The sequence below is a fragment of the Leucobacter sp. USCH14 genome, assembly GCF_037619215.1.
GTDB lineage: Bacteria > Actinomycetota > Actinomycetes > Actinomycetales > Microbacteriaceae > Leucobacter.
In genome coordinates this window covers 1-13,858 of record NZ_JAQPZP010000007.1, presented here as the reverse complement: position 1 = coordinate 13,858, position 13,858 = coordinate 1, and the positions used below count along the sequence as shown (strand labels likewise).

Sequence of the window (13,858 nt, the reverse complement as noted above, 5' to 3'; positions counted from 1 at the left end):
TGCTCCTCAGCGACCGCACACGGCCGCGCTCGTGGTTACGCCTGCGCTTCGGCAGCGGCCCGGTTGGCCGCGCGCGTCGCGGCGGCCTTCTTCGCTGCCGCCGACCGCGCCGGGTCGACAGTCTTCGCCGCCGCCGACTTCTTGGCCGTCGACGACTTCTTCGCTGCCGGCTTCTTCGTCGCTGTCTTCTTCGCAGCCGGCTTGCGAGCCGGTGCCTTCTTCTTCGCCGGGCCCTTCGCCCGCTTGATGGCGAGCAGCTCGACTGCCCGTGCGAAGTCGACGTCGTCGACGCTGTCGCCGCGAGGGATCGTCGCGTTCGTCTCCCCGTCCGTGACGTACGGACCGAAGCGCCCGTCCTTCACCTTGATCGGCTTGCCGCTCACCGGGTCGGCCTCGAACTCCTTCAGCGCGCTCGAAGCTCGCTTGGCGCCGTACTTCGGCTGCGCGAACAACTCCTGGGCACCGGCGAGGTCGATCGAGAAGATCGCGTCCTCGTTCGGGAGCGAACGGGTGTCATTGCCCTTTTTGAGGTACGGGCCGTAGCGCCCGTTCTGCGCCGTGATCTCGGCCTCCGACTCAGTGTCGACGCCGACGACGCGGGGTAGCCCGAGCAGCGCGACCGCCGTGTCGAGGTCGATCGTGGCCGGGTCCATGCTCTTGAACAGGGACGCGGTGCGCGGCTTCTGACCCTTCGGCAATTCTTCGCCCTCATCGGGGAGCTCGGTGACGTAGGGGCCGAAGCGGCCGTTCTTCGCGACGATGCGCTTCGACGTCTCCGGATGCAGACCGACGACGCGATCCTCGGCTGGTTCGGCATCGGCGAGCTCGTGAGCCTTGGCGGGCGTCAGCTCGTCGGGGGCGAGCCCGTCGGGGATGTTGACGCTGCGCGGCTTGAGCGCACCGTCCTCACCCACTTCGCACTTCTCGTCGAAGACTTCCAGGTACGGGCCGTACTTGCCGTTGCGCAGCGAGATCTCGTCATCGATCTTGATGGTGTTGATCGCGCGCGCGTCGATCTCGCCGAGGTTGTCCACGACACCGCGCAGACCGGGGTGCGCATCGGAGCCGAAGTAGAACTCTCCGAGCCACTTCCCGCGATCCGCCTCGCCAGAGGCGATGCGGTCGAGATCGTTCTCCATCTCGGCCGTGAAGTCGTAATCGACGAGCTCGCTGAAGTGCTCCTCGAGGAGCCGCACGACCGAGAATGCGATCCAGCTCGGAACGAGCGCTTGACCCTTCTTCGCGACGTAACCGCGATCCATGATCGTGCTGATGATCGCGGCGTACGTCGATGGGCGACCGATGCCGAGCTCTTCAAGCCGCTTCGTCAGGCTGGCTTCCGTGTAGCGAGGCGGCGGGCTCGTCTCATGGCCCTTGGCCGACGGCTCTTCGATGCCCAGCGGTTGCCCTGCGGTGAGCTGCGGAAGCTTTGCGTTCTGATCGCCGCTCTTGTCTCCGCGGTTCTCATCGCGACCCTCCTCGTACGCGAGAAGGAAGCCCGGGAACGTGATGACCGTGCCGCTCGTGGTGAACTCCGCAGCCGTCGGCGCTGCGCTCTCACTCTCGCGAACCTGCACCGCGAGGGTCACGGTGTCCGTCGACCCCTTCGCGTCGGCCATCTGGCTTGCGACCGTGCGCTTCCAGATCAGCTCGTAGAGTGCGAACTCGCCCTGCGTGAGCTTTCCCTTGAGCGACGTCGGCCGCTGGAACACGTCGCCGGCCGGGCGGATCGCCTCGTGCGCCTCCTGGGCGCCCTTCGACTTGCCCGTGTACACGCGGGGCTTCTCGGGGAGCGTCTGCGCGCCGTAGAGCTCCGCGGCCTGCGACCGCGCCGCCTGCACCGCCTGCTTCGAGAGCGAGGGCGAGTCGGTACGCATATAGGTGATGTAGCCGTTCTCGTACAGCGACTGGGCGAACGACATGGTCTGGCGGGAGCTGTAGCGAAGCTTGCGCGAGGCCTCCTGCTGCAGCGTCGAGGTCGTGAACGGTGCGGCCGGGCGGCGGGTGTGCGGCTTGGTCTCGACCGAGACGACTTCACCACGCGCGTCAGCGGCGAGCAGCGCCGCAATGCGCTCGGCTCGCTCCTGCTGCAGCGGAATCACCCCCGCTTTCTCGGCGCGCGGCGTCAGCGTTCCGTCATCGCCGAAGTCGCCGCCAGTCGCGACCCGCTGCGCGTCCAGTCGCACCAGGCGGGCTTCGAACGCCGTGAGATCCTCAGCGCCCTGATCGGGGCGGAAGGTGGCGGTGAGGTCCCAGTACTCGGCCGCGCGGAAGGCCTGGCGCTCGCGTTCGCGATCGACCACGAGACGCGTCGCCGCGGACTGCACGCGACCGGCGGAGAGCTTCGGGGCGACCTTGCGCCAGAGCACCGGCGAGATGTCGTACCCGTAGAGTCGATCGAGGATGCGCCGCGTCTCCTGCGCATCGACGAGAGCGGTATCGAGATCGCGCGTATTCTGCTTCGCCTGCTCGATCGCATCCCGGGTGATCTCGTGGAACACCATGCGGTGCACCGGCACCTTGGGCTGCAGCACCTCGAGGAGGTGCCACGCGATGGCCTCCCCCTCGCGGTCCTCATCAGTTGCGAGCCAGAGCTCGTCGGCTCCCTTCAGCGCCCGCTTCAATTCGGAGACCGTCTTGCGCTTGTTGTCGTTGACGACGTAGTAGGGAGCGAAATCGTTCTCGACGTCGACCGCGAACTTGCCGAAGGCGCCCTTCTTCAGTTCTGCGGGGAGGGCCGACGGCTCCGCGAGGTCGCGAACGTGACCGACCGAGGCGATGACCTCGTATTCGTCTCCCAGGTAGCCGCCGATCGTCTTCGCCTTGGTCGGCGACTCGACGATGACGAGTTTCTTCGTACCCTTCACGGGTCTCCTTCGTTGCTTCACGCAGTGTAGGGCTGCTCCGCCAGGACCGGCTGAGGGTTCTGCTCCGACACGATACACATTCTCGCGTGAGAATCCACCTCCGGGATTCCACGCACGTTCTCCCTTCATTATGTCCGTCGTCACGCGAAGTCCACGCATCGGGGTCTCCCGCGAGCGCATCACCCCTCGTCGCCCCCTCCGATATAGAGGTAGGGATTCACGTCGGGAAACGCGTTCGACGGCTTGGTCGAGAGGGTGAAATGCGAGTGCGGGCCGGAGGTGCAGCCGCTCATGCCGGCGAGCGCGACGGTCTGCCCGGAGCGCACCGTGGCACCGGGCGTGATTCCATATGCCTCCGGCGACCCCGGGGCGACGTGATTGTGCGAGCTGTAGAGCACGTGGCCCCGGTACTCGTGCCGCATCAGTACGGTGTAGTTCGGCCCGCGCCACCAGGAGGGTTCGGCGATGCACTGCGCAGGCGGGCCCCCGCCGTCCGCTCCGGCCATGATGATCACGCCGTCATAGGGCGCGTACAACGGAGAGCCCTCAGTGGTGCGCAGATCAATGGAGTAGCCGTCGTGAAACCCCTGTGTGATTCCGGGTTCCGCGCTCGGCCATGCCCATCCGTTCGCACCGACCGGCCCTCGCGGCGCTTCCGCGAAGGGCGGCGGCCCCGCGTGCGCCAGAGCAGTCACCGTACCGAACGGCCCACCGGTCGCCACTTCGATCCTGGCGTCCTCGAGCGTCGCATCGAGCTCGCAGCGCACGACCTCGGCGTCCGCCGACCGCGCGACATCGGCGGCCAGTTCGCAGGGGTCGGAGGCGACGAAACCGGCGGCGGCGTCGGCTGCGGCGAGCGCGGCTGCATCGGCGGCCCCGGCAGCGCGGTGGGCGGCTTCGAGGTGCGACGAGGCCGCGATGATCGGAAGCCCGAGGCAGACCGCAGCTGCTGCGCACACGAGCGTGGCCGGGGCGCTCACGGGGCTGCCCCCTCTCCTGTGCGGGCGGCGCACGAGCGCGACTCGACCGCCACGTGCGCGAGGGGGCCGCCAGCCGGGTGGGAGCGAAGGGTGACGCAGTGCAGCGCTCCATCTTCTTCGCGGTCGACGACGATTCGGGAGCCGAGAGCGTCGAGCTGCTCCTCCGCCCGACTCTCGTCTCCGCGCGCCTCCAGCCTCGCAACTTGCGCCGAAACGGATACGAGCGTGATTCGATGCGCAGCCAGATAGATGCCGCCGATGACCAGTCCGAGCACCGCGAGCACTGCGGGCACGACGATCGCGAACTCAGCCGTGACCGTACCGCGTTCGTCGTGCCGCAGCGCCGCGAACATCAGGATCCTGCGCCGAGAGCGTTCTCGACGAGCTGCACGAGCATCGCTCGGATTTCGCTCGAACGCATGATCGCCACCAGGAGACCGGCGAACGCGACGGCTGCCATGATGACGATCAGAGGTCGATAACTACATGCTCTCCCCACACGGCTACGATCTCGATCTTCCGAGCCTCGAGGATCGTCACGCTCTCGATGAGGGTCCGCAATGCGGCTTGCTTCTCGTCGAACTGCGCGGTATCCCAGCGGGCGGCGAGGTCGCGGATGCCGCGTAGATAGTCCGCGGGATTGATCTTGCGACTGCGCTGCATCTTGGCGAGCTCGGCGTTCAATCTCGCGATCTCGTTGTTGAGGTTGTCCCGAGACGCCCGGTATGCCGATTCCGGGACAAGGCCGGAGAGTAGATGCTCGGTGAGCTTCACGAGACGCCGTTCTGCGGCGACGATCTCCCGGGCCACGGCCTCGACATCGTCGCGCACTGCGTTCGCCTCAGAGAGCGCCGGGGAGGCGTCGCTGATGCCCTTTACCCAATTCGAGACAGCAGCGTCTACGCGCCACGTTGCAATGGTCTTGGCCCTCGGCGGATGCGGCACCGTCGACGGACACACGTACGAGTGATACCGGGTCGTTCCATCGTGCCGGGCGATCGTCGTGTTCCCGTAGCGCTTCCGTCCACAGTTGCAGACGACCAGAGACGAGAGTAGGTGCTTCGAGGTACGCGCCTTCATGGGAACGTGGCGATCCCTCCGCCGAGCCTGGTAGCGCGCCCAGTCGCTCTCCGAGATGATCCCGGTGTGCGCGCCGCGCTTCACCTCGCCGCGATACTCGACATAGCCGGCGTGGACCGGGGAATCGAGCAGCTTCCGCACGGTGGCCTGGATCCAGTCGCGCCCGTTCAATGTGCGCGCATCTGACCGGTTCAGCCACCCTGCGATGTACGTCATGCCGCGACCTTCGAGGTACAGCCGATAAGCGGCCGCCACGAAGGGGGCGCGCTCCGGGTGTGGCTCGATGTGAGTCTTCCGGCTTACCCAGCCCCACGGCACCGAACCCGTCGGAGGGAGCCCCAGTGCGAAGCGGCGCGCGCGAACCTCGGCCCACTGCTCGCCGATCTGCTCCGACTGGAAGGCGGCGTATTCGGTCATCACACCGCGCGCGAAGCGGCCCGACGCGGTCGCCGTGTCGATGGGCTCCGTCGCCGACTCGATGCGCCCTCCGGCGACGTCGACGCGATCGGCCGCGACGGCCCAGTCTCTCCGGGAGCGCGACAGCCGCGACCACTTCCACAGCACGATCACGTCTGCCTCACGCGACTCGATCATGCCCATGACGCGCTGCACGGCGGGGCGCTTCGCCCACGTGCGCCCGGAGATTCCCTCGTCTACCTCCACGCGTACGACGTCATAGCCGCTGCGGGCGCAGTGATCTCGGCCCGCGATCTCCTGCAGCTCGAGGCTGATCGAGTCGTCACGTGCGACGGACTGGCGCAGATACAGAACGGCACGTGGGCGAACCGCGGGGACTGGCCGAAGCTGTGTGTTCATGCGAGCTTTCGATGCGGGGCTCGCGCATAGGTGCGCTCGCCGAGTTTCTGCAACGCGTGCCGCTGGTAGTGCTCGACCATCGTGACAGTGACTCCGAGTTCGTCGGCGATGTCCTGCAAGTAGGGCGAGAGCGCCTCGGCAGCCGCGTAGGCGTCGGGGTCGATCAGGATGCGGCACGCGTAGCTGTTCGCCTGCGCTTCGGCGGTCAGAGATGAGCAATCGTGACCGTAGTGGAAGTGCCCGAGCTCGTGCGCGAGCGTGCACAGCATCTCGACAGGATTGAGTCGGCGCGACAGGTAGATCGTCATCGTCGCGAGGTCGAGAAACCCGCGGATCCCGGGCGTGATGGTAGCGATTTGCACGGAAAGCCCATCCTCGGCAGCGAGGGCGATCAGGCGTTGCATTGCGTCTCCTAGTCGTCTGGATGTTCGCCGGGCGCCGAGTGGCGGTCGGCCTCGTGTTCCCCCCGATCAGCGGCCTGCCCGTGGTATTCGACGACTCCGGCATCGTCAATGAGATCGAGTGCGCTGACGGCGCCGCCAGTCTGCGGGAGACGTACGACATTGTCGGGAAGTGCATCTTCACCCGGGCCTTCAACCGCGACGCGAGCACGGCGCGCCAGTTCGATCATGAGCGTGCGACCGGACCACTCGCTTCCTGCAAGCATCGCGAGCGCGTCTACATCTTCAGTATCAAGGGCTCGCTTCCCATTAATTCGCTCCGATACATAGCCCAGAGCACGGCCGAGCTTCTCGGTGAGCGCCTGGCCCGTGATGCGGTGCTCTCGCATGAAACCGCGGTACGCGTCCGCGAATGCGAGGGAGAACGGGCTGAGTTCAGGGTATTTGCTCACGCGCTAAAGCTTGGCATATGCGCTATTTGCTAGTCAAGTATGAAAATCAGCTTGCCGGTTGCATTTCGGATATGCCAAGCTTCATCTATGCCAAACAACGACAGCTCTCAAGACGGTGTAGTTCTTGCAATTGACCTCCTCCTCGTCGCCCACGGCAAGACCCGCAAGTGGCTCGCCGAACAGGTGGGGAAGGACCAGTTCTGGATCGGCCACCGCATGAACAACCGCACCATGTTCAAGTTCGCCGAGGTCGGCACCATCGCCGCCGTGTTCGGACTCTCGGTCGAAGAGTTCCTCTCCGTTCCCGAAGCGATCCCGGGCGCACGCCTTCCAGAGAAGGCCGCCGCTTCATGAGTGCCCGGCAGAACCGACCGTCACGGGCTGACTGTGTCGAATCGTTCAGCCGGGTTCTCACCGATTCAGTCATCCGCACCATGTCGATGGACCCGCACGAAGCGGCCCTCGGCGCCTACATCCCGAACGTCACCCCCTCGGTAGAAGAGCTCGAAGCTCAGATCCGCGGCTTCCACGCAGAAGCGGAAGCCCGGGCCCGGCGCTCCGCCGCGTAGCTCCCCCGCTCTCCCGTTCTCGCCTCCGCCGACCTAGTGGGGGGCCGATTTGTCGTACCCGAAAACGAAGGAACTCCCCTCTCATGGACATCAACGTCATCGCCGGCGTCGCGACCTATCTCATCGCCGCGCTGCTCCTGTGGCTCGCTACTCACCGACTAGAGAAGGCGCTCGAGCACCGCGCCGAGGCGGCCAACATGCTCGCCGAGGCGCGCGACGAGCGCGCAGACGCGCTGCGGATCAACGCCGAGACCGCCAGCATGATCGCTCACGCGCCCATCTCCGCAGACCAAGCGCGTCGCGTCTATGCGGACCTCGCGGATTCGTGCCAGGCCGAGGCAGGTGTGAAGTGAATGCGCCGCGCCACTCGACGAGCCCCTGCCGGCGGCGACTGGACGACGGCCTGGTGGACCCTGTGCCTGCTCGCCGCCACGTCGGCAGCGCTCCCCTTCACGCCCCTCTGGTTCCTGGTGGGACCGATCGTGCAGGGCGTCGCGATCGTGCTCGTGCTGATCTTCGCGCTCGTCATCGTGATAGCGGACTACGCCTCGTCGACAGCATCGTCGCCACGGTACGCGTTATCGCCCGAGCAGTCGGGTTCGTGCGATGACGCGTGAGCTGCTCCTGTCGTTCCGCGTCGACGGCGTGCCTGTGCCGCAGGGCTCGAAGACGGTGTTCAACGGGCGCGCGGTGGACGCGAACGCGAAGAAGCTCCGGCCGTGGCGCCGGAAGGTGACCGCGAGCGCCCGCGCAGCGATGATCGCCGCCGGCATCTCGCAACCGCTCGACGGCCCCCTGATCCTCGCGCAGCTGTTCGAGTTCGAACGCCCCAAGAGCGTGAAGCGCGCTCACCCGTCCGTGAAGCCGGACGGCGACAAGCTTCTGCGCGCTCTGTGCGACGCACTCACCGATGCGGGTGTGTGGCGCGACGACGCGCAGATGGTCCAGTGGCCCGGCCGCAAGGTCTACGGCCCCAACCCCGGCGTTCAGGTGAGCGTCTACCGAGAGAAGGAATGAGAAATGGTACTCAAGTACACCAGCAAGCGCCCCGACGAGGAGCTCGACGGTCTGCAAGACCTCGAGGACCACTTCACCACGGGCAGCCCGGATGACGTCGTGGTCGTGGCGGTGATCTCGCGGCACGGGATCGCGAAGACCGACCCGTCGAACGAGTGGCAGGCGACGGTGCGCGTGAAGCACATCGAGCAGGTCGAAGGCGAAGACGAGAAGGTCGTGCGCACTCTGCTTAACGAGGCGTACGGGAAGCGCACCGGGAATACCCCGCTCCCGATCGAGGAGCTCCCGGCTGACGGCCAGCTCCCCATCGACGGAGAGGCGGCGGACCAGTGAGCCTCTCGTTCACCGACCTCGACCCGGCGCCCGTGCTCGTCGACCTGGAGTCGCGGGCCGGCGCATCCGATAAGGATCGCGAGGCGTGGCTCGCGGAGCGCACTGGCGGCGTGACCGCGACCGAGCTCGCGAAGATCATGGTCGCGCCGAACCGCGAGGTGGCGATCGCCGATCTCGTGAAGAAGAAGCACGACGGCGACCCGTTCACCGGGAACGCGTTCACCGAGTGGGGCAACCTGCGCGAGCCGGTCATTGCCGCGTACCTCGCGGGGTACGGCGTCGCAGCGGAATCGCGAGTGTTCCATGCCGCGCAGAACTCCCGCCACCTCGCCTCCCCCGATGGGATCGCGATCAACTTCGACGGCGAGATCGAACTTGACGAGATCAAGACGTCGGGCAAGCCGCTGCCGAAGGGCTCCGCCGCGCTCGCTGAGAAGGGCTACGAGTGGCAGATGCAGTGGTGCAACTACGTGACCGGCGCCGTCGGCTCGCACCTGAATGTCGAGTTGCGCCTCGGCCGTCCCGGCGAGTTCCGTGCGGGCGAGATGTCGCGCGAGTGGTTCCCTCGCGACGAGGGGATGATCGCGCAGCTCGTCGAGGTCGCTGACACGGTGCTCGCCGCGATGGACAGCGAAGCGGGCCCGGTCATTGACGAGGAGGTGGATACGCACGCCGTGAACTACCTCCGGGCGCTCGACGAGGAGAAGAAGTGGGAGGCACTCAAGAAGACCTCGTACTCGGCGCTCATTGCAAAGGGCATCTCGCAGGACTCACCGCTCGCCCGCGTCACGATCACGCCGGGCACCCCGGACCAGGAGGTCGACGAGGAAGTGGTCGACCTCGAGGCGGCCGACGCGGCGCATCCGAAGGAGGCCGCACAGCTCGCTCGAGCGAAGGCCCGCGTGGAGAAGCTGCAGGCCGCGTTCGACGAGCTGGCGAACCAGCACACGAAGACGGTGCGAACCGTGAGGAAGGGCAAGGCGGCTCGGGCGACCGTGACCGCCGGGAAGGGAACGAAGTAATGAGCACGGCACTTGCAGAGCGGAACGATACCGAGACGAACCTCGCGATCGCGACCGATCAGAAGTTCTTCAATGAGGCGCAGCGGGCAGCGCTCGTACAGATGGGTCTCGGCGATGCGCCACGCGGCGACATCGAGGCGTTCTTCCACCAGGCGAAGCGCTCCGGCCTGGATCCGTTCGCCCGGCAGATCTACATGATCGGGCGCCGATCGAAGCAGGGCAACAACTGGGTCACGAAGTACACAATCCAGACCAGCATCGACGGGTTCCGCGTGATCCGTGACCGTAAGGGCACGTTCCGGGGGATGGAGGAGCACTGGTGCGGCACGGACGGTGCCTGGCGTGACGTATGGCTCGAGAATACGCCGCCCGCCGCTGCCCGGATCACGCTTTACCTCGATGGGTTCGTGAAGCCAATCACCGCTGTCGCTCGCTACGACGAGTACGTGCCGCTGCGCAACGGAGAACCTACGGGTCAGTGGGGCAAGATGCCGGCGCTTATGACGTCGAAGGTTGCCGAAGCGCTCGCGCTTCGGAAGGCGTACCCGCAGGACTATTCCGGTCTGTACACCTCGGATGAAATGGCGCAGGCTGACACTCCCCGTCAGTCTGAGACCCCTCCGAAGCCCGCACCTCGCCCCGAAGCGGAGCCGGACCCGGTCGAGGCGGAGGTCGTGAACGAGCCGGAGTTCAATCAGGCCGCATGGGTCGACCGCATTCAGCAGTGCCTCAAGGCCGACGACGTCGCGATCGGTGTCGACATGTTGCGCACCCTGCACGGGGAAGCGAAGGAGGCCGGACTGCTGCGCACCGTGCTCGTCGAGGATCTGACGTTCGACCAGGTGCTCCGGCAGGCGAAGGCCGAGCTCGAAGCGCGGGGGCAGGAGTGAACATGCCCGCCCCGAACACCGCAGCCGATGTCGAAGGGTGGGTGGCTCGGATGCGAAAGGAAATCGCGATCGAACCGCCCACCCCGGGCACCATCCGCACCCCCGACGAGATCATCAGCCAGCTCGAACTCGTCGACGCGGTCGCAGGCAATGCGCTGTGGATCGTGAAGGAAGCCGACAAGGTGCGGGCCACCGCGGCGAAGGCTCTCCTCCGGGCGCGCGCCGTGGCGCTGCGAACCGCCGAGGGGAAGAACGCCGAGGTCCGTGCCGCAGAGGTGGACCTCGCGACGGAGGACGAGCACGACGCCGAAGTGGATGCGCAGATCGCCTACCGCTACGCGAAGGGTCTCGCGGATCTCGTCGACTCCCGCAAGAGCAGCCTGCAGACGCAATCGAAGTTGGTGCTCGCGACCTACCAGTTGGCGAGCAATCCGAGAAGGGCATGAGGACCATGCAGTCAGACGAAGAACAGGCCGAGTGGTCAGAGGTGCAGATCGCGCAGCTCATCGCAGACCGTGACCGGGCGCAGGAGGAGTCGCGGGCGGCTCGCACCGCGCAGGCGAACGCGGCCGCCGACCTCGCCGAGGCGCGCGAGCACCTGACGAAGGGCGTGCTGCTCGAAGCTCGCCGGCAGGCGCGAGACATCGGCACCGCGGAAGCGGCGGCCGTTGTGGAGCGCACCGCCGAGAAGTTCGGGGTGACGCTGTGACGCTCGAGCGCCGCCTGCAGGAGGTCGTCGTCGGCGACCCGGTGCGGGTGGATGACGACACCGACACGTGGCGCGTCGACGCCCGCGATCCGAAGACGGGGATGCTCACGCTCGAGTCGCTCCGGTCGGTGACGCGGATGCGGTGGGAAGGCGTGCACGAGTTCCGTGTGACGAAGGCGGGGGCGTTCGCGTGAGCAACAAGCGGACGGGGCCCGTGCCCGCGAAGACGGTCGAGAAGCTCGTCGAGCGCTCGGGCGGCATGTGCGAGGGCGGGTGCGGGCGGCCGGCGGAGGAGATTCACCACCGCCGCTACCTGAGCCGGAGCGGGAAGCACAACCTCGCGAACCTGCTCGCTCTCTGCGGCGACGGGAACCACGACAACGGCAAGTGCCACGGCATCGCGCATCGCGGTTCGAAGGCGCCGCCCGGGTGGGCGATCAGCCGCCACGAGAGGCGGCACGAGAGCGAGGTTCCGTACGTGGACCTCGGGGGCCGCACGCAGTGGCTCGACGACGAGGGCGGCAGGCATGACCGCCCACAGGACAGAGGAAGGAGTGAGGGCAATGGCTGAGGGTTTCGCAGCGATTCCGACGTGGATGTTCCGCGAGCACGATCGCGTCTCATCGTTCGCGGTGATGGTGTTCGGCTCGCTCGCCACCCGCGCGGGACTGCGCGGGAACTATCCGGGGCAGGCGACGCTCGCGGCGGAGGCGAGGTGCTCGGAGCGCAAGGTGCGCGACGCGCTCGCCGAGCTGGAAGCGCTCGGGGTTGTCGAGAGAGTGCGCCGAGGAGGACGCGGAGAGGGGCGGCTGCCCGACGGCTACCGCCTGATGGATCGGCCGCTGCGCGACGACGAGGAGCAAGCGGCACACGGTGCCGGTAGGCCGAAGCAACCGGCACCTGACGACAGAGCAACCGGCACAGGCGCAAAATCTGTCCTTCCTATAGAGGTAGATAGTTCTGAGGTAGATACATGCGCAAGTGCGCATGCGCAGAGTGCGCACTCGTTCGACGAGTGGTGGCAGGTCTACCCCCTCAAGAAGGACAAGGGCCGAGCCCGCACCGCGTACAAGGCCGCTCTCAAGAAGGTCTCTGCCGAGGCGCTGCTCGCTGCTGCTGCTCAGTACCGCGACGATCCGAACCGGGTGCAGGCGTTCACGAAGTACCCGGCTTCCTGGCTGAACGCGGAGGCGTGGGAGAACGGCCCGCTGCCGCAGCGCGCGGGCGCCGCCGGCGGGACCGCTGTGGAACGCATGGCCGCCCGGGCGCGCGCGATGCAGTCGGAGGAGGTGCCCCGTGCACTCGGCGCCTGAGCACATGACGCACGCGGAGCGCGCCGCTATGGGGTGCACCGCGGGCGATCAGGGCAGGACCGGTCAGGCGGTCGCCCGAGCGTCTTCCGACGCCGCAGATCGCCGTCCACGAGTCGTCGGGCGCCGCGCCGCTTTCAACCTGCTCGCGTACGTCGCCGCGTACGACTCCCGCGAGCGGGGCGAGGGCGAGGCGGTGGCATGGAGCGACGCTCTCGGCCCGTACCGCATCCCCGTGGAGGACGCGCAAGCCGCAGTGCGCGCGTACTTCCTGGGCCCCAACCGTCACCGGTGGATCACCCCCGGCGACATCGTCGAGCTCGTCGAGGAAGGAGTGCAGTCGTGAACGACACGATCGAGTACGACTCGCAGACCGAGAGCTACCTGCTGTGCTCGGTGTTCGACGACCCGGCGCGCATCTGGGAAGTGCGGCAGATCGTGCGCGAGACGGACTTCGCGGTGCCGCGCGCGGCGTCGGTCTACTCGATCATGTGCGCGCTCGCCGACGAGGGGATCACCGTCTCCCCGATCACGGTCAACGACCTGCGCGTCGCGGCGGGGCGGTCGCACGAGTTCGACGCGACCTACCCGCACGACATCAACGGGCTCGGGGCGCGCGGCGTGCAGGCGATGCAGTTCGCCGAGATCGTGCGCGACCACGGGGAACGGCGGAAGCTGCATGAGGCGTCGCTCTCGATCTCGGCGCTCGCGGCCTCGGGGAACGCTGAGGGCGACATCGTGGAGAAGGCGGCGGGCATCATCGCCGACCTGCGCGGCGGCACGCTGCGCCAGTCGCGCCCCATCGGGTCCGTGTTCGGGGAGCTCGTCGACGAGATGAGCACGCGGGCGCCGTTCACGCCGACGCCGTGGGTGCCGCTGAACGCGATGATCGGCGGCATCCGCCCCGGCTCGCTCTACACCGTCGCTGCGCGCTCCGGCGGGGGCAAGTCGATCTTCGGCCTGCAGCTCGCCCTCCACATCGCCGAGCTCGGGAAGCGCGTCGGGTACGTCTCGCTCGAGATGACCGAGAAGGATCTGCTTAAGCGGCTGATCTCGATGATGCAGGGCATCCACCAGGGCGCATTGCAGAACCATCAGCTCACCCCGGATGGGTGGGCGTCGGTGAAGGCGGCCGAGTCCGCGATCGCCGCGCTCCCCCTCGAGGTATTCGACCGGGCCGGCGCCCGCTGGGAAGACATCATCGGGTTCGCGAACGCCCTGCACCGCAAGGGCGACCTCGGCCTGATCGTGATCGACTACCTCGGCCTCGTGAAGAGCCCGGCGGAGTCGAAGTCTCGCCAGCAAGACCTCGAGGACTGGGCGAACGCTGCGAAGCAGCTCGCGAAGCAGCTCGGCTGCTCGGTGCTGATCCTCGAACAGCTCAACCGCAACATGACGAACCGCCCGAACCC

At 67.2% G+C, this 13,858-nt stretch carries 22 protein-coding genes; 15 read left to right on the top strand and 7 right to left on the bottom strand.

Annotated features, from left to right (window positions below):
- Positions 1–35 precede the first annotated feature (35 nt).
- The 7 genes from topA to PQI23_RS08490 form a co-directional block, all read right to left on the bottom strand.
- Positions 36–2,867, bottom strand: coding sequence for a type I DNA topoisomerase (topA, locus tag PQI23_RS08520; RefSeq protein ID WP_339973520.1), 2,832 nt, complete (start codon positions 2,865–2,867; stop codon positions 36–38).
- Positions 2,868–3,046: 179 nt separating this feature from the next.
- Positions 3,047–3,847 (bottom strand): M23 family metallopeptidase, encoded by an 801-nt coding sequence (locus PQI23_RS08515; RefSeq protein ID WP_339973517.1) that lies wholly within the window; start codon positions 3,845–3,847, stop codon positions 3,047–3,049.
- Positions 3,844–4,200, bottom strand: coding sequence for a TadE/TadG family type IV pilus assembly protein (locus PQI23_RS08510; protein WP_339973515.1), 357 nt, complete (start codon positions 4,198–4,200; stop codon positions 3,844–3,846). The genes PQI23_RS08515 and PQI23_RS08510 overlap by 4 nt, the downstream gene beginning before the upstream one ends.
- Positions 4,200–4,307, bottom strand: coding sequence for a DUF4244 domain-containing protein (locus tag PQI23_RS08505; RefSeq protein WP_339973513.1), 108 nt, complete (start codon positions 4,305–4,307; stop codon positions 4,200–4,202). Before PQI23_RS08505 ends, PQI23_RS08510 begins: the two co-directional genes overlap by 1 nt.
- An 8-nt stretch (positions 4,308–4,315) precedes the next feature.
- Complete coding sequence (locus tag PQI23_RS08500) at positions 4,316–5,743, bottom strand: recombinase family protein (protein WP_339973510.1); 1,428 nt, start codon at positions 5,741–5,743, stop codon at positions 4,316–4,318.
- The gene (locus PQI23_RS08495; RefSeq protein WP_339973508.1) at positions 5,740–6,147 is read right to left on the bottom strand and encodes an ImmA/IrrE family metallo-endopeptidase; all 408 of its coding nucleotides are present in this window, start codon (positions 6,145–6,147) and stop codon (positions 5,740–5,742) included. The genes PQI23_RS08500 and PQI23_RS08495 overlap by 4 nt, the downstream gene beginning before the upstream one ends.
- A gap of 8 nt (positions 6,148–6,155) precedes the next feature.
- Positions 6,156–6,596, bottom strand: coding sequence for a hypothetical protein (locus PQI23_RS08490; protein ID WP_339973505.1), 441 nt, complete (start codon positions 6,594–6,596; stop codon positions 6,156–6,158).
- A gap of 87 nt (positions 6,597–6,683) precedes the next feature.
- On the opposite strand from PQI23_RS08490, the gene PQI23_RS08485 reads away from it, so the two are divergent.
- The 15 genes from PQI23_RS08485 to PQI23_RS08415 all read left to right on the top strand — a co-directional run.
- On the top strand, positions 6,684–6,950 hold the full coding sequence (locus tag PQI23_RS08485) for a hypothetical protein (protein ID WP_339973503.1): 267 nt from the start codon (positions 6,684–6,686) through the stop codon (positions 6,948–6,950).
- Positions 6,951–7,030: 80 nt separating this feature from the next.
- Positions 7,031–7,165, top strand: coding sequence for a hypothetical protein (locus PQI23_RS08480; RefSeq protein WP_339973501.1), 135 nt, complete (start codon positions 7,031–7,033; stop codon positions 7,163–7,165).
- Positions 7,166–7,248: 83 nt separating this feature from the next.
- Entirely contained in the window at positions 7,249–7,518 is a 270-nt protein-coding gene (locus tag PQI23_RS08475; RefSeq protein WP_339973499.1) for a hypothetical protein, read from the top strand.
- Positions 7,519–7,782, top strand: coding sequence for a hypothetical protein (locus tag PQI23_RS08470; protein WP_339973497.1), 264 nt, complete (start codon positions 7,519–7,521; stop codon positions 7,780–7,782).
- Positions 7,772–8,182, top strand: a complete 411-nt coding sequence (locus PQI23_RS08465) for a RusA family crossover junction endodeoxyribonuclease (protein ID WP_339973495.1) — start codon at positions 7,772–7,774, stop codon at positions 8,180–8,182. Before PQI23_RS08470 ends, PQI23_RS08465 begins: the two co-directional genes overlap by 11 nt.
- A 3-nt stretch (positions 8,183–8,185) precedes the next feature.
- A complete protein-coding gene (locus PQI23_RS08460; RefSeq protein WP_339973492.1) occupies positions 8,186–8,515 on the top strand; it encodes a hypothetical protein in 330 nt (109 codons plus the stop codon).
- Positions 8,512–9,537: a YqaJ viral recombinase family protein gene (locus PQI23_RS08455; protein ID WP_339973490.1), complete on the top strand. Its 1,026-nt coding sequence runs from the start codon at positions 8,512–8,514 to the stop codon at positions 9,535–9,537. The genes PQI23_RS08460 and PQI23_RS08455 overlap by 4 nt, the downstream gene beginning before the upstream one ends.
- Positions 9,537–10,427 (top strand): RecT family recombinase, encoded by an 891-nt coding sequence (locus tag PQI23_RS08450; protein WP_339973488.1) that lies wholly within the window; start codon positions 9,537–9,539, stop codon positions 10,425–10,427. Before PQI23_RS08455 ends, PQI23_RS08450 begins: the two co-directional genes overlap by 1 nt.
- A 2-nt stretch (positions 10,428–10,429) precedes the next feature.
- Positions 10,430–10,873: a hypothetical protein gene (locus PQI23_RS08445; protein WP_339973487.1), complete on the top strand. Its 444-nt coding sequence runs from the start codon at positions 10,430–10,432 to the stop codon at positions 10,871–10,873.
- Positions 10,874–10,878: 5 nt separating this feature from the next.
- A complete protein-coding gene (locus PQI23_RS08440) occupies positions 10,879–11,136 on the top strand; it encodes a hypothetical protein (protein ID WP_339973485.1) in 258 nt (85 codons plus the stop codon).
- The gene (locus PQI23_RS08435) at positions 11,133–11,330 is read left to right on the top strand and encodes a hypothetical protein (protein WP_339973483.1); all 198 of its coding nucleotides are present in this window, start codon (positions 11,133–11,135) and stop codon (positions 11,328–11,330) included. The genes PQI23_RS08440 and PQI23_RS08435 overlap by 4 nt, the downstream gene beginning before the upstream one ends.
- Positions 11,327–11,707 (top strand): HNH endonuclease, encoded by a 381-nt coding sequence (locus tag PQI23_RS08430; protein ID WP_339973481.1) that lies wholly within the window; start codon positions 11,327–11,329, stop codon positions 11,705–11,707. Before PQI23_RS08435 ends, PQI23_RS08430 begins: the two co-directional genes overlap by 4 nt.
- Positions 11,700–12,449 carry a helix-turn-helix domain-containing protein gene (locus tag PQI23_RS08425; protein WP_339973479.1) on the top strand — a complete coding sequence of 250 codons (750 nt, stop codon included), beginning with the start codon at positions 11,700–11,702 and terminating at the stop codon, positions 12,447–12,449. Before PQI23_RS08430 ends, PQI23_RS08425 begins: the two co-directional genes overlap by 8 nt.
- Positions 12,433–12,792 carry a hypothetical protein gene (locus tag PQI23_RS08420; protein ID WP_339973477.1) on the top strand — a complete coding sequence of 120 codons (360 nt, stop codon included), beginning with the start codon at positions 12,433–12,435 and terminating at the stop codon, positions 12,790–12,792. The genes PQI23_RS08425 and PQI23_RS08420 overlap by 17 nt, the downstream gene beginning before the upstream one ends.
- Positions 12,789–13,858, top strand: a 1,070-nt coding sequence (locus PQI23_RS08415; RefSeq protein ID WP_339973475.1) for a replicative DNA helicase, incomplete at its 3' end; no start/stop codon positions are given. The genes PQI23_RS08420 and PQI23_RS08415, both read left to right, overlap by 4 nt.

Coding starts and splice junctions, on each gene's coding strand:
- PQI23_RS08510 (WP_339973515.1), bottom strand. CDS start 4,200: ATGTTCGCGGCGCTGCGGCACGACGAACGCGGTACGGTCACGGCTGAG.
- PQI23_RS08505 (WP_339973513.1), bottom strand. CDS start 4,307: ATGGCAGCCGTCGCGTTCGCCGGTCTCCTGGTGGCGATCATGCGTTCG.
- PQI23_RS08500 (WP_339973510.1), bottom strand. CDS start 5,743: ATGAACACACAGCTTCGGCCAGTCCCCGCGGTTCGCCCACGTGCCGTT.
- PQI23_RS08495 (WP_339973508.1), bottom strand. CDS start 6,147: ATGCAACGCCTGATCGCCCTCGCTGCCGAGGATGGGCTTTCCGTGCAA.
- PQI23_RS08485 (WP_339973503.1), top strand. CDS start 6,684: ATGCCAAACAACGACAGCTCTCAAGACGGTGTAGTTCTTGCAATTGAC.
- PQI23_RS08480 (WP_339973501.1), top strand. CDS start 7,031: ATGTCGATGGACCCGCACGAAGCGGCCCTCGGCGCCTACATCCCGAAC.
- PQI23_RS08475 (WP_339973499.1), top strand. CDS start 7,249: ATGGACATCAACGTCATCGCCGGCGTCGCGACCTATCTCATCGCCGCG.
- PQI23_RS08470 (WP_339973497.1), top strand. CDS start 7,519: ATGCGCCGCGCCACTCGACGAGCCCCTGCCGGCGGCGACTGGACGACG.
- PQI23_RS08465 (WP_339973495.1), top strand. CDS start 7,772: ATGACGCGTGAGCTGCTCCTGTCGTTCCGCGTCGACGGCGTGCCTGTG.
- PQI23_RS08460 (WP_339973492.1), top strand. CDS start 8,186: ATGGTACTCAAGTACACCAGCAAGCGCCCCGACGAGGAGCTCGACGGT.
- PQI23_RS08450 (WP_339973488.1), top strand. CDS start 9,537: ATGAGCACGGCACTTGCAGAGCGGAACGATACCGAGACGAACCTCGCG.
- PQI23_RS08445 (WP_339973487.1), top strand. CDS start 10,430: ATGCCCGCCCCGAACACCGCAGCCGATGTCGAAGGGTGGGTGGCTCGG.
- PQI23_RS08440 (WP_339973485.1), top strand. CDS start 10,879: ATGCAGTCAGACGAAGAACAGGCCGAGTGGTCAGAGGTGCAGATCGCG.
- PQI23_RS08425 (WP_339973479.1), top strand. CDS start 11,700: ATGGCTGAGGGTTTCGCAGCGATTCCGACGTGGATGTTCCGCGAGCAC.